The sequence below is a fragment of the Pseudomonas triclosanedens genome (assembly GCF_026686735.1).
Taxonomy (GTDB): Bacteria; Pseudomonadota; Gammaproteobacteria; order Pseudomonadales; family Pseudomonadaceae; genus Pseudomonas; species Pseudomonas triclosanedens.
On record NZ_CP113432.1, the window covers coordinates 2959151 to 2972361 of the forward strand.

The 13211-nt window shown below is 64.5% G+C and carries 10 protein-coding genes; 5 read left to right on the forward strand and 5 right to left on the reverse strand.

From position 1 onward, the window contains the following. Window positions 1-71: 71 nt before the first annotated feature. The 3 genes from OU419_RS13715 to OU419_RS13725 all read right to left on the reverse strand — a co-directional run bounded on the left by OU419_RS13715 (window position 72) and on the right by OU419_RS13725 (window position 5440). Complete coding sequence (locus tag OU419_RS13715) at window positions 72-2468, reverse strand: TonB-dependent siderophore receptor (protein ID WP_254474287.1); 2397 nt, start codon at window positions 2466-2468, stop codon at window positions 72-74. A gap of 110 nt (window positions 2469-2578) precedes the next feature. Next, window positions 2579-4267 (reverse strand): cyclic peptide export ABC transporter, encoded by a 1689-nt coding sequence (locus OU419_RS13720; RefSeq protein ID WP_254474286.1) that lies wholly within the window; start codon window positions 4265-4267, stop codon window positions 2579-2581. A gap of 165 nt (window positions 4268-4432) precedes the next feature. Further along, the gene (locus OU419_RS13725) at window positions 4433-5440 is read right to left on the reverse strand and encodes a FecR family protein (RefSeq protein WP_254474285.1); all 1008 of its coding nucleotides are present in this window, start codon (window positions 5438-5440) and stop codon (window positions 4433-4435) included. A gap of 152 nt (window positions 5441-5592) precedes the next feature. Here OU419_RS13725 and OU419_RS13730 point away from each other — a divergent pair, with 152 nt between their 5' ends. The 4 genes from OU419_RS13730 to fhuF all read left to right on the forward strand — a co-directional run bounded on the left by OU419_RS13730 (window position 5593) and on the right by fhuF (window position 9549). Next, a complete protein-coding gene (locus OU419_RS13730) occupies window positions 5593-6075 on the forward strand; it encodes a sigma-70 family RNA polymerase sigma factor (protein ID WP_254474284.1) in 483 nt (160 codons plus the stop codon). A gap of 262 nt (window positions 6076-6337) precedes the next feature. After that, a complete protein-coding gene (locus tag OU419_RS13735; RefSeq protein WP_254474283.1) occupies window positions 6338-7672 on the forward strand; it encodes a lysine N(6)-hydroxylase/L-ornithine N(5)-oxygenase family protein in 1335 nt (444 codons plus the stop codon). 97 nt (window positions 7673-7769) lie between these two features. Next, complete coding sequence (locus OU419_RS13740) at window positions 7770-8762, forward strand: GNAT family N-acetyltransferase (RefSeq protein ID WP_254474282.1); 993 nt, start codon at window positions 7770-7772, stop codon at window positions 8760-8762. A gap of 31 nt (window positions 8763-8793) precedes the next feature. Next, complete coding sequence (gene fhuF, locus OU419_RS13745) at window positions 8794-9549, forward strand: siderophore-iron reductase FhuF (RefSeq protein WP_254474281.1); 756 nt, start codon at window positions 8794-8796, stop codon at window positions 9547-9549. 73 nt (window positions 9550-9622) lie between these two features. On the opposite strand, the gene OU419_RS13750 is transcribed toward fhuF, so the two are convergent. Then, entirely contained in the window at window positions 9623-10390 is a 768-nt protein-coding gene (locus tag OU419_RS13750; protein ID WP_254474279.1) for an ATP-binding cassette domain-containing protein, read from the reverse strand. 166 nt (window positions 10391-10556) lie between these two features. Here OU419_RS13750 and OU419_RS13755 point away from each other — a divergent pair, with 166 nt between their 5' ends. After that, window positions 10557-12512 carry a DEAD/DEAH box helicase gene (locus tag OU419_RS13755; RefSeq protein ID WP_254474278.1) on the forward strand — a complete coding sequence of 652 codons (1956 nt, stop codon included), beginning with the start codon at window positions 10557-10559 and terminating at the stop codon, window positions 12510-12512. A gap of 3 nt (window positions 12513-12515) precedes the next feature. Here OU419_RS13755 and OU419_RS13760 read toward each other — a convergent pair whose 3' ends face one another. Beyond that, window positions 12516-12857: an FKBP-type peptidyl-prolyl cis-trans isomerase gene (locus OU419_RS13760; protein WP_254474275.1), complete on the reverse strand. Its 342-nt coding sequence runs from the start codon at window positions 12855-12857 to the stop codon at window positions 12516-12518. Window positions 12858-13211 lie beyond the last annotated feature (354 nt).

Consider the following 13211-nt stretch of genomic DNA (forward strand, 5'->3'; position numbering starts at 1 on the left):
TTGAAACGACGACGGGCCCCCTGCGAACAGGGAGCCCGGAGTTGCGGCGGGACGGCCCGCCGCGGGGTGGCTTACCAGCTGTACTTCACGCTGGTGAGCACGGTGCGGCGCAGGCCCGGGTAGCAGGAAATGGCGCTGTCGCAGGTAGCCACGTAGTCCTCGTCGAGGAGGTTCTGGGCGTTCAGCGAAACGGTCACGTTCTTGTTGATCGGGTAGCTCACGCCGGCGTCGAACAGGGTGTAGTTGTCGACGTGGAAGGTGTTGGCGTTGTTGCCGTAGAGCGAGCCGGTGTAGCGCGCGCCACCGCCGATGGAGAGGCCGCCCAAGGTGCCGTCGCGGAAGGTGTAGTTCAGCCAGCCGGAAGCCATGTGCTCGGGCACGTTGGCCGGGCGGTTGCCCTGGTTGCCGTCGTTGCTCTTGTGGATCTCCGCCTTGGTGTAGGTATAGGACGCCAGCAGGTCCCAGTTCTCGTCCAGCCTGGCCTTGAGTTCCGCCTCGATACCGCGCGAGCGCTGCTTGCCGGTGGCTTCGCTGAAGCCGGTGGGGATGCCGTTGGCGTTCAGTTGCGGGGTCAGCGAATTGCTCTTCATCAGGTCGTAGGCCGCGAGGGTGACCAACAGGTTTTCGGTGGGCTGGTACTTCACGCCGATTTCCCACTGGTTGGCTTCGCTGGGCTTGAATGCGTTGCCGGCGGAATCCAGGCCAGTGTTGGGGACGAAGGACTCGGCATAACTGATGTAGGGCGCCAGGCCGAAGTCGGTCAGGTAGGTCAGACCCACGCGGCCGGTGAAGGCGTTGTCCTTCTGCATGCTGTGCGCGCCGGTGTGGCTGTCGAGGTCGTTGCGCACATAGTCGTAGCGGCCACCGGCGGTCAGGATCCAGCGATCGTCGTACTTGATCTGGTCCTGGATGTAGCCGCCGATCTGTTCGATGTTCTGGTCGTAGTTGATTGCCTGGCCGCGCAGGGTGGTGTCTTCGGTGGGACGCTGGATGCTCTGGCCGTACTTCGGATCGTTCAGGTTCAGCGATGGGCCGAGCGTGCGCCAGCGGGCGATGTCGGCGTCCTGCCAGGCATAGTCGCCGCCCATCAGCAGAGTGTGCTTGAACGGCCCGGTCTCGAAGTTGGCCTGGAGCTGGTTGTCCAGGTTGAAGGTATTCATGTGCTGGTCGAAACGGTCGGCGGTGCGGATCACGTTGCCGGCCACCACGCCCTGGGGCAGGAGGTTGGCGAAGATCAGGTCGACCTGGCCGTAGCGGGCGTTCTGGCGGAATTCCCAGACATCGTCGAAGCGATGGCGGAACTCATAGCCGAGGGTGTATTGGTCCTGATCGTAGTGGTTGTAGCTGTGGTCGCCGAGCAGGGTACCGGTGGTGTGGCCGCCCACGCTGTAGTCGAAGATCGAGCCGGCGTTGCGGTCGCGCAGGAAGTCGGCGAGCAGGGTCAGGCTGGTGTCTTCGTCCGGCGCCCAGGTGAAGGAGGGCGCGAGGTACTGGCGGTCGTCGCGCAGTTCGTGGCCGTCGTCGTATTCGGCCTGGGTGTTGGCGTCGCGGGCCAGGCCAACCACGCGGTAGAGATACTGGTTCTGGTCGTCCAGCGCGCCGCCGAGGTCGAACTGGCCCTGCTTGCGGTCATGGTTGCCGCCGGTGAGCTCGACTTCGTTGACGTGGTTGGCGGTGGGCTTCTTGCTCACGCGGTTGATGATGCCGCCGGCGTCGCCCAGGCCGAACAGGCTCGAAGATGGGCCGCGGACCACGTCAATGCGCTCGAAGGCGTAGGGTTCGCTACGAAAGTAGGCGTAGCTGTTGTTCTGCTGGCGGAGGCCGTTCAGGTAGTCGCTGGTAGCCTGGGCATTGAAGCCGCGAATGTACAGCCAGTCGAAGCCTTTGGGATCGAGGCCGTAGGCTTCGACCTTGACGCCCGGCACGTAGCGCAGCGCTTCGGTGACGGTCTGCGCGCCCTGGGCATCCATCTGCTTGCGGGTGATCACGGAGATGGACTGGGGAATTTCGAGCAGCGGTGTATCGGTCTTGCTGCCACTGTTGGAGGTGCGCGGGACGTAGCTGTCTTCGCCCTCGACAGTGCCGGTAATGGTCTGCGCGGACATGTTCAGGGTGTCGCTGTCGCTTGCATCGGCACCCAGCAGGGTCACACGGCTGCCATCCACCTGGTACTTGATGCCGGTGCCGCGCAGCAGGCGCTCCAGGGCCTGGGTCGGCTCCATTTCGCCGCGCACGCTGGCGCTGCGCAGGTTGCGTACCTGGGTCTGGTTGAAGACGATCTGCAGGTCGGACTGCGCGCCCAGGGTGGTCAGGGCGGACGCCAGCGACTGCGCCGGGATGTCGATGTTGACCGGAGCGGCGTAGGCGGCGGTGGCGCTCAGGACCATGCCGAAGGCGGTGGCGCGAACCAGGCGGGCCAGGGGTTTCACCGGGTGCTGGAATTGCGGCGCAGAGCGGGTGCGACTCACTTGAAGACTCCTATGATCGTGTAATGCTGTTTCTAATAAGAATGATTTAGCTTTATATGACGCGCAGGACCGGAAAAACCGGAAGAACTTTTTCAGAAAAAATGAATGTCTCAGTGCAGGGCGATGTCCGGGGTGGCGCTGGGCTGCCGCGCGCCATGTTCCTCGATCTCGACGATCTGCCCGGCGCTCATGCGCAGCAGTCGGTCGGCGACATCGAAGTAGCGGTCGTCGTGGGAGATCACGATCAGCGTCTTGCCCTGGGCGCGCAGCTCCGGCAGCAGCTCGGTGTAGAAGATGCGGCGGAACTCCGGGTCCTGGTCGGCGGCCCACTCGTCGAACACCAGCACCGGGCGCTTCTCCAGCCACGCCTGGACCAGGGCGAGGCGCTTGCGCTGGCCAGTGGAGAGGTCGGTGGTGGAGAACTCCTGGCCCTTCAGGCTGACTTTGTGGGCGATCTCAAGGCGCTCAAGGTAGCGATTGGCTTCGACGGGGATTTCCCCGCTGTCCTTGAGCAGGTCCTCGAACAGGAAGTAGTCCGCGAAGATGGTGGTGAACAACTGGCGATAGTCGTCGCGATTGGCATCGCTCACGGCCTCGCCGTTGAGCAGCAGCTCGCCGCCACGCGGTGCGTAGAGGCCCAGCAATAGCTTGATCAGGGTCGTCTTGCCGCAGCCGTTCTCGCCGGCGATGAAGAGAATTTCGCCACGGAGCAGGGTCAGGTTCAGCGGGCCGACACCGAATCCCCGGGAGCCGTCTTCGGTGGGGTAGTGATAGCTGAGGTCGCGCAGTTCGATACGCTGCATATCCAGGGCGGCGCGGCCGTCGTCGGCCAGCAGCAGGTTCGGCTCCGGGGAAGAGAAACGCACCGACAGTTCAGCGATACGGCGGAACGCCACCTGCGCGCGGCTGACGATGGGCAGTTGGCCGATCAGGTGCTCCAGTGGGCCCTTCATGTACAGCAAGACCAGGATGAAGCCGCTGAGGGTTGCCTTGTCGGTGCTTGGCCAGAGTGACTGGTAGGCCAGCGCCACGCCGATGACGATGAAGAACAGCGTCGAACCGAAGCCCTTGGCGATGACGAACAGGTTGATCGAACGGACCTGTATGTCGCAGATGCGGTCGGCGGTGCCCTGGAGGCGCTCGCTGTAATGCTGGAAGCGCCGGGGCCGGCTGATGCGCAGTTCCTTGGAGCCTTCGGCCATTGCACGGTAGTGCTTCTGAAGTTCGTCTTCTTCGTCGCGCGCCTCGAAGAAACCCTTGATGCCCTTGCTGCGCGCCACGTACTGCACGGCGCTGCCGATGATGATGGCCACGGCGGTGGTGAGGAACATTGGTAGCGACAGGTTGGCGAGGTAGCCCAGGCAGCCAAGGGTCACGGTGAGGGACACCGCCAGCGGCGCGAAGGCGAAGGCGAAATCGCTGATGGTGTCGATATCGTGGGTCAGCACCGGGATCAGGCGGTGGCTGCGATAGCGCTCGATCTGCTCGATTGGTGCGGAAATGATCTTGCTGCCCAGCTCCTTGCGCAGCCGCGCGATGACGTGCTGGCCAACGTAGTTGGTGCCGATATCGGAAATGATCGAGCCCACCAGAGCCAGCGCGCAGAGCCCGGTGAAGCCCAGCAGGAGGCCCGACGGCATGCCGCCTTCGGAGTGCAGGCTGTAGTTGATGGTGGCCAGCAGGGCGGTGATGCTCGCGCCGCCGAGAATGCCGAGCAGGGTGGCGATGGCGAGGGGCAGCCAGAACGGCCGCAGCAGCTTGAAGAGTTCGCCCAGTGGGCTTTGCGCAGGCGTGTGCATCGTCTTTTCCTAGGCTCGGCCCGCGGTTTGGCGGGCCGGAAATCGTGGGCGAGACGGCAGGCGGATCGATGGACTGATCTGCAAATCCGAATCGTTGCTGTTAAGACGAATGAGCCGGGAGAAAACTGAAAGGAATTTGCGAAAGATTCGCAAAAAGGCGGGGAGTCAGAGTTGTACGTAGCGGCTGGAGAGGGTGATGCGCCCTGCGTTGTCCTTGCGCAGCTCTACCGGCAGTACCTTGGGCAGGGAGTCCACCAGTGCCTGCAGGTCGTCGGTGCGGTAGATGCCGCCGATGCGCATGGCGGCGGCTTCGGCGTCGTCGAGGCGCACCGGTTGCTTCAGGTAACGGTTTATCAACGGGATGGCAGCTTGCAGGGTGAGGTCGTCAAGCACCAGCTTGCCCTCGGTCCAGGCGATTGCACCTGCCGGAGCGACCTGCGCCAGTTCTATGTGTCCGCTGCCACGCAGGTAGCGTGCCTGCATACCTGGGGTGAGCTGAGCGCTGTTGCCATCGATGTCGTCCGGCGGGCTGACCACCACCGAGCCTTCAAGAAGGGTTACCAGCATCTGGTTGGCATCGGTCCAGACGTTGAAGCGGGTGCCGGTGACGCGCACGCTGCCGTTGTCGGTGTGTACGGAGAAGGGGTGCAGTGTGTCATGGGTGACGCGGAAATAGGCTTCGCCGCCGCTCTTGAGCCAGGCGCTGCGGCGATCGCGGAAGTCGGCATAGATCAGTTGCGAGTCGCTGTTGAGTTCGACCGCGGAGCCGTCGGCCAGATGAACTTCGCGTGGCGCGGGCTGGCTGCCGTAGTAGCCGATGCGCGAAGGCAGCCAACCGGCGGACCAGCCCGCCGACCAGGCCGCGCCCAGGGTCACCAGGAGGCTGGCGGCGATTGCCGCGAACCGGCGCCCGCTGCGTGCTCGACGAGCCCTGGAGCGACGCGGGGCTGCCGGCAATGGCGCATCGCTGGCTGTCGCCGGCAGCAGTTCGGAGAGCTGCCAGATTTCCAGCATCGCCTGATATTCCTCCACATGCCGGGGATCGGCCGCGCACCACTGCGCGAACGCCGCGCGCTCGGCGACGCCGCAATCGGCATCGTGCAGACGAGCGCACCAGTGCGCGGCTTCGTCGCTGATGCGGTCATCGTCGATCGGAGAGGGGGAGGCGTTCATCGAGGGTCCCGGTTCGAGCCTTTGGCGTGGCTCGTATCACACTTTCTTTTCGAGTTGATGCGAGTGATTATAAATAAGCCTGACTCGGACTGTCAGCAGGCGCCAGCAGCCTCGACTGTTTTCATGGGATGCCCGACGGGGTGGAGAGCGCGTTGATCCGTTACTACCAGGAACTGGTCCTGTACCTCAATCGCACGCTTGGCGACCGCCAGGCGGCTGCCGATGTCACTCAGGAAACCTTCCTGCGCCTGCTTGACCGCAAGGGCCACGAGCATATCGAACAACCGCGCGCATTTCTCTATCGCACGGCCGTCAATCTCAGCATCGATATGCATCGGCGCGCCCGCGTACGTCGCACCGAAGAGCTGGAGGTCCTTGATCGCGAAGGGGTTCTGGACGAACGCTGCCCGCAGGAGCAGGCCAGCCGCGACCAGCAATTGAACCTGTTGCAGCGTGCCCTGGGCGAGCTCTCCGAACCCTGCCGCCAGGCGTTTGTGTTGCGCAAGGTAGACGGTTGCAGCCATACGGAGATCGCCGAGCGCATGGGCATCTCCCGCGACATGGTGGAGAAGCACATCGTCAATGCCATGAAGCACTGTCGCCTGCGCCTGAAGGCCTGGGGCGGGCAGCGCTGACGCAATCGCCTTCGCTTTTCCGCGTCTTTGCCAATACGCGGCATGGCTGTCGGTTTGAGCCGGACTTTCACGCTTAGTGAGAATCATTCTAAATTTCGCCGTCCTTGTCTCGTCTCTCCAGAGAACGCGCTGTAGATAGCGCAACTCATGGACGACACGCAGGAGCAGCAGGCGAAGTCGCCGTGCCGCTGGCCGCAGCGGCAGGCTGCCGGCTCCCGCGTCGTCGTGCCCCACGGCCATCGCGACACAGGACATTGGCACCATGACTCAGATGATCACTCCGACCTACGACGTGCTCGGCATCGGCTTCGGCCCCTCCAACCTGGCGTTGGCGATCGCCCTGCAGGAACAAGCGCGACGCGAGGGCCGCCACTACCACGCGCTGTTCCTCGACAAGCAGGCGGACTACCGCTGGCACGGCAACACCCTGGTGGCGCAGAGCGAATTGCAGATTTCCTTCCTCAAGGACCTGGTGACGCTGCGCAATCCCACCAGCCCGTACAGCTTCGTCAACTACCTGCACGCGATGGGCCGGTTGATCGACTTCACTAACCTGGGCACTTTCTATCCGTGCCGCATGGAGTACAACGACTACCTGCGCTGGGTCAGCGACCAGTTCGCCGAACAGCGTGCCGGTGGCGAAACCGTCACTCGCGTGGAGCCGGTGCAGGGGCCTGCCGGTATCGAGCTGCTCAAGGTACTGTCTGCCGATGCTCGCGGCCACGAGCGCTTCCGTCTGGCGCGCAGCGTGGTAGTGAGCACCGGTGGCACGCCACGAATTCCCTCGGCCTTCAGCCATCTGCGCGACGATGCGCGGGTCTTCCACCATGCGTGCTACATCGAACGTATGGCCATCCAGCCCTGCACCCGCAACGAGCCGATGCGTATCGCGGTGATCGGCGGCGGGCAGAGCGCGGCGGAAGCGTTCATCGACCTCAACGACAGCTATCCGTCGGTGCAGGTCGACATGATCTTGCGCGCTGCGGTGCTCAAGCCGGCGGACGACAGCCCCTTCGTCAACGAAATCTTCGCGCCGCGCTATACCGATCTGGTGTTCAACGAGCCGCAGGCCGAGCGCGAGAAGCTGATTCAGGAGTTCCACAACACCAATTACTCGGTGGTCGACCTCGACCTCATCGAGCGCATCTACGGCATCTTCTATCGGCAGAAGGTGGCGGGCTCGGAACGCCACGCCTTCCGCTGCCGCCGCACTGTCGAAGCTGCTAAGGCTGATGCGGCGGGCATCGAGCTGACCCTGCGCGACAGCGCTACCGGTACCGTCGAGACCCACCTCTACGATGCCGTGATCCTCGCCACCGGCTATGAGCGCAAGTCCCACCGTGAACTGCTGGCGCCGCTGCAGGACTACCTCGGCAACTTCGAAGTGGGCCGCGATTACCGCCTGCGCAGCGACGAGCGCCTGCGCGCCGCCGTCTACCTGCAGGGCTTTACTCAGGACAGCCACGGCCTGAGCGACACGTTGCTGTCGGTACTGCCGATCCGCGCCGAGGAAATCGCCGCATCGATGTTCGCGCATCTTCCGCCCCACGAGACCGCACAAACGCCGTCGCGTCCGCTGGCCGCCGAAAGCGCCTGATTCCTGCGTCCGGGTCGAATGATCCGGGCCACTAAATTTTTTCCGGCCCTGCTCGTCATACGAGCGGGGTCATTGCATTCCCCGAGGTTGACCCGCCATGACGCATTCCGCTCCGCTTCACTCCCTGCCGTTGCCCGATGGCCGTCGGTTGTCCGCCGACTGCGGGGCCGGCAGCCTTGTACTGTCGCTGGACGACCGGCCGCTGCTTGTCGCCCGGCGCGAGGGCGACTGCTGGCAACTGGGCGGTCCGGCCAGCGTCGAGATGCTATGGGCGATGGCCTACTGGGCCTTTGCCAGCGACGCGCCTTGCCAGCGTGTACGGTTCACCGCCGCCAGCGTTGCCACCGAGGCGTTCAGCCTGGGGCTGGCCAGCCGCGATGAGATCGGCGGCCTGCAGCTCGAGCGAGCCGCATTCTGGCAGTTGCCGGGGCTCTGGCTGCAGAGCACGGGCAGTGCCGGGTATCCCCAGGTCTGGCGCATGAACAGTGGCCGCCGCCATCCACTGCGCGCGCCCAAGCCGCAGGGTGAGGTGTACCGGCGGTTCGATGCCAGGCTGGGCCAGTGGATTTCCCTGCGCACTCTGGATGTCGAGCTGGATCTGGAGCGTTTCAATCGCTGGCAGAACAGCCCGCGCGTGCTGGAGTTCTGGCAGGAAGGCGGCAGCCTGGAGCAGCATCGCGCCTACCTTGAGAAGCTCGCCCAGGCCCCGCACACGACGACGCTGATCGGCTGTATCGATGACGAGCCGTTCGCCTACTACGAAGCCTACTGGGCCAAGGAAGACCGCATCGCGCCGTTCTACGAGGTCGACGATTACGATCGTGGCATCCACATGCTGGTGGGCGAGGAGCATCATCGCGGCCCGCACAAGGTGGAAAGCTGGCTCACCGCCCTGGTGCACTACCTGCTGCTGGACGACCCGCGCACCCGCCGCATCGTTGCCGAGCCGCGCGCCGACAATGCGCGAATGATCGGGCACATGCAGCGCCTGGGGTTCTGCAAGGAGAAGGAGTTCGACTTCCCGCACAAACGCGCGGCGCTGATGGTGCAGAGCCGCGAAACCTTCTTCGAGCGCTGCGCGCTGTGTTGAGAGCGCCATACTTCGCCGCTGGAGGCTGTCGGTGATCGCAGCCCTTGCGCCGCTGTATTTCGGCGAGTTCGCCAGCTACCGCGACGTACTGGTGACCCGCGATGATCCTCGGCCTTCGCTTCCCGCCCGTGCTCTTCTGGAGCGGGAGGTGCTCGACAGCGTGCTGCGCCGTTTCGACCCGCCCCACGCAGACGGCGACCGGCGCGCGCTCGCATCGCAATGGTCCAAGTGGTACCTGGTGCGGATCATCCCGCCCGTGGTGGCGGCGGCCCTGGTGCTGGGGCGCACGTTGCCGCTGGCGTTCGACGAGGTCGAGGTGGTGCTGGACGCCCAGGGGATTCCCGAGGCATTCAAGCTGCCGGGGGAGGGGGCTCCGTTCGCCGCGCAACCTGGCGACCCGTTCCAGCGCTTCGGCCATCTTCTGGAGGGACATCTGCAGCCCTTCATCCAGGCACTGGCCGCCGAAGCGCGGCTTTCGCCCAAGGTGCTGTGGAGCAACGCCGGCAACTACTTCGAATGGTTCATCGGTGAAATGGGCAAGTTGCCGCAATTGGCCGCAACGCTCGGGCACGGCAGGGAGCTGCTGGAAACCGAGCGTCGCCCGGACGGCACACGCAATCCGCTGTTCAGACCGGTCCGCTATGTCGAGGTACCGTGCGATCTGCGCCTGGATGGGCTGTGGCGTCAGCGGCGAACCTGCTGTATCCGTTATCGGCTGGGCTGCATCGGCCATTGCGACAATTGCCCGTTGATCGACGCGCCGCCGGCTGAAGCGAGCGACTTGTAGCCGTCAGTTTTTCTCTCGACGCAAATGGCTCGCCAGGGTGCGAGAGGCGAGCCGTTTCGATTGAGTGTCGGAATCAGCGCGGATAGCTGATCGGCGACCCGTCCGCGGGGTTTGCCAGCACACCCATCGGGATGCCGTAGATATCTTCCAGTGTCTCGCTGCGCATCAGTTGTGCCGGAGTGCCGCGAGACAGCAACCGGCCGCCGTGCAGTGCGATCAGATCGTCGCAATAGCGCGCGGCCATGTTGACGTCGTGCAATACCACCAGCACACCCAGATCCAGCTCACGGCTCAGCTCGCGCACGCGCGACAGCACCTCCACCTGGTGCGCAATGTCCAGCGCAGAGGTCGGTTCGTCCAGCAGAAGGAAGCGGCTGTTCTGCGCAAGCAGCATGGCCAGCCAGACGCGTTGGCGCTCGCCGCCGGAAAGCAGGTCCACCGGGCGGTCGGCGAAGACCTGGGTATCGGTCAGTTCCAGAGCTCGGTCGATCTGTGCGCGGTCGTCGGCGGTGACTCGGCCCAGTGCGCCGTGCCAGGGATAGCGGCCGAAGGCGACCAGTTCGCGCACGCTCAGGCCATCGGTTTGTGGCAGTTGCTGCGGCAGGTAGGCGACCTGGCGGGCGAAGTCACGGTTGCCCCAGTCCCGTAGCGCCTTGCCGTCCAGGCGGATGCTGCCGGCGCTGGGCTGCTGCTGGCGGGCGAGCAGCTTGAGCAGAGTGGACTTGCCCGAACCGTTGTGGCCGATCAGGCCAATCATCCGGCCATGCGGCAGTTGCAGGCTGAGCGGGTGCAGGAGGGTGCGGCCGGGGACGCTGAAGCTGACGTTTTCCAGTTCGAACATGAGGTCAATCCGTAGGGCTGCGTGGCCGGAAGAGCGGCAGATCGACTCTAATTCAAATGCTAATGCTTATCAATTTTTAAGTACCCCGCGGAACCTGCCGCGTGGTTCCCTGTCCGTCACGAAAAGCGCTTATTATTCAATGCAGTATCTGTAATGGACGGGGTTCATGGAGTCTGCTGTCGAACGCTACAAACGGCTGGTCGCCGAAGCCCTGGCGCGTTACTTCCCGCGTACCACGGAGTACCTGCGCGCCGAGCGCGAAGCGAAGCAGCCGGCAGTGCGTGGCAAGGCGAAAGGCAAGAACAAGGCTCAGGCCAAGCGCCCCGTACGGACCAGGAAGGACGGCGACGCCCCGGCGGCGAAGCGAGCGCGAGCGACGGTAGCCGGCATCTACGGCAATGCCCGGCATCATGACGAGCAGCACGCCGCCGACATGCGCGCGCGGGTCAGCCAGGCGGCTGCCGCCGGGGTGATCAGCCTGCCGTCGGACGAACAATGGGCGATGATTCTGGCGCCCGACCCGCTGACCCGCATCTTCGCCGGTGCCGGCTCCGGCAAGTCCACCACGCTGGTGCTGCGCGTGGTTTATATGCTTTGTCATCTGGGCATCGACGCCCAGCGCGTCACGGTGATTTCGTTCACCAACGCTTCCTGCGCACAACTGCGCGAGCAACTGGTGAAAGTGCTCGGCTTCTGGGGGCACCCGTTCGACGCCGCGCAGGCCCGGCAGTGTGTGCGTACCTTCCACTCGGCGATGGGTACGCTGGCCAAGACTGCACTGAAGAATCCCCGCTGGTTCGAGCAACTGGATGAACGCGACCCTGCCAGCGAACTGGACAACCCGTTGCTCGCCGGCCGCCTGCGCCCCGCGCAGCAGCGCCTGCTCAAACAGGTCTACCAGCAGTGCTACTCCGGCCAGCCTGAGTTCCGGGTGCTGGTGCATCAGTTGCTCGACCTGCCGCCTCCGCCCGAAACGACGGAGGACGGCAAGCCCGCGCGTATCGGCAAGGCGCCGCTGGATACCTTCAAGCTGGCGGGCGAATTCACTGCGCTGCCGCTGTTCGAAGCGTTCCACGCCCAGGCTGGTTTCATCGAGAGCATCGGCCTGCGCATCGCCGCTCTGCAACCGAGCAAGCTCGATTGCCCGCCGCGCGAGCGGCGTTTCGTCCTGGCGCTGCAACTGTTCTGGGCGGCCTTCGAAGCGGCGTTGCAGGAGCAGGGACTGCTCACCTTCAACCTGGCGTTCCAGCACCTCACCGACCGGCTGGGTGACGGCAAATTGCCGGCCGAGGCACTGCAGCCATTCCAGCATCTGCTGATCGACGAGTTCCAGGATGTTTCGCCGCAGATCGTCCAGTGGCTGCAGGCACTGCATCGCGACCTGGCCAAGCGTGGCGAGGCGGTCAGCCTGATGGCCATCGGCGATGACTGGCAGTCCATCTACGCCTGGCGTGGCAGCTCGCCGGAACTGTTCATGGACTTCGACCGGCACTTCCCCAGCAAGGGGCGGCGCAAGAGCCGGGTGCTGTTACTGGAGACCAATTACCGCTCCATCGATCCGGTGATCCGGGACGGCGATCGGGTGCTGGCTGGCGTGGCGCACAAACAGGCGAAGACGTGCCGCGCCTTCAAGTCCGCCGAGGCCGGCGACCACGGGGTGAAGCTGATCCAGCGCTTCGATGCGCGCAACAGCCTGCCGCTGTTGCTGGAGGAAATTCGCCGGCAGTGCGAGCACGTCGCCGCGCGCGGCTCGCGGGAAAAGACGGCGGTGCTGCTACTCAGCCGGCGCAACGAAACCTTGCAGACGATCCAGGCCGAGCTGGACCGCAAGCTGCCGGTGAAGGGCATGACCATCCATCGCGCCAAGGGCTTGCAGGCGGAGGTGGCGATCATCGTCGACGACTGCGCACCGCCTGAGAAGCACCCGTTGCGCAGCGCGATGTACGCAGCGTCTGGCTTCTTCGCCAGCGGCTACGACCAGGCTCAGCAGGACGAGCAACTGCGCCTGGCCTACGTGGCGATCACCCGGGGCGTGAGCCGGGTGCTCTGGTTCACACGCAAGGCGCAGGGGCCGACGGCTATCCTGGCCATGCGGCGCAGCGCGGAGGTTGCGCCTGCGTGAGCGTCAATCGTCGCGGGTGAGCACTTCCAGCAGTTCGATTTCGAACTGCAGGTTGGAATTGGGCTTGATGTGCGCACCGATCTGCCGTTCGCCATAGGCCAGGTGTGCGGGGACGAAGAGTTTGCGCTTGCCGCCGACCTTCATCCCCATCAGCCCGATGTCCCAGCCCTTGATGACGCGGCCGGTACCGATCACGCACTGGAACGGGCGGCCTTTGTCGTAGGACGAGTCGAACACGGTGCCGTCTTCCAGCGTGCCCTTGTACTGGGTGGTGATCAGGGCGCCCTTGACCACGGCCTTGCCGTCGCCAACGACGATATCTTCGATCTGCAGTTCGCTGTTCATGCTGTTCTCTGGTGATGTGGCGGGACGCGAAAGGCGAGCGTTTTCGCAGGAATCGGCCGCACTGGCAAGGCGCCATTGTTCCCGAACGCTCTAGCCATTAGCGCGATTGAGTCAATCGAGCCGGCGGAGCATGCCCTATATCAAGCTATGGGACAGCATTCGAGCAAGTCGTTTCGGCCCCTCGGTTCCGTGCGAGCCGTGTCTGCGTGTCGGCGATGCGGGAGGTGGTCGGGCAGCACCGCGCCCCGCCGGCTCACGCCACAGCGGGCACCTCTCGCATCGAACCTCGAACCGCGTTGGAGCATTGGAGTTCGCCAGACGCCTTTCCAGCAACTGATTGCCGGGGAGTCACGG

What these genes read in the sequence shown, in the direction of transcription:
- OU419_RS13720 (WP_254474286.1), bottom strand. Translation starts at nt 4,267, where the DNA reads ATGCACACGCCTGCGCAAAGCCCACTGGGCGAACTCTTCAAGCTGCTG.
- OU419_RS13725 (WP_254474285.1), bottom strand. Translation starts at nt 5,440, where the DNA reads ATGAACGCCTCCCCCTCTCCGATCGACGATGACCGCATCAGCGACGAA.
- OU419_RS13735 (WP_254474283.1), top strand. Translation starts at nt 6,338, where the DNA reads ATGACTCAGATGATCACTCCGACCTACGACGTGCTCGGCATCGGCTTC.
- OU419_RS13740 (WP_254474282.1), top strand. Translation starts at nt 7,770, where the DNA reads ATGACGCATTCCGCTCCGCTTCACTCCCTGCCGTTGCCCGATGGCCGT.
- OU419_RS13750 (WP_254474279.1), bottom strand. Translation starts at nt 10,390, where the DNA reads ATGTTCGAACTGGAAAACGTCAGCTTCAGCGTCCCCGGCCGCACCCTC.
- OU419_RS13755 (WP_254474278.1), top strand. Translation starts at nt 10,557, where the DNA reads ATGGAGTCTGCTGTCGAACGCTACAAACGGCTGGTCGCCGAAGCCCTG.
- OU419_RS13760 (WP_254474275.1), bottom strand. Translation starts at nt 12,857, where the DNA reads ATGAACAGCGAACTGCAGATCGAAGATATCGTCGTTGGCGACGGCAAG.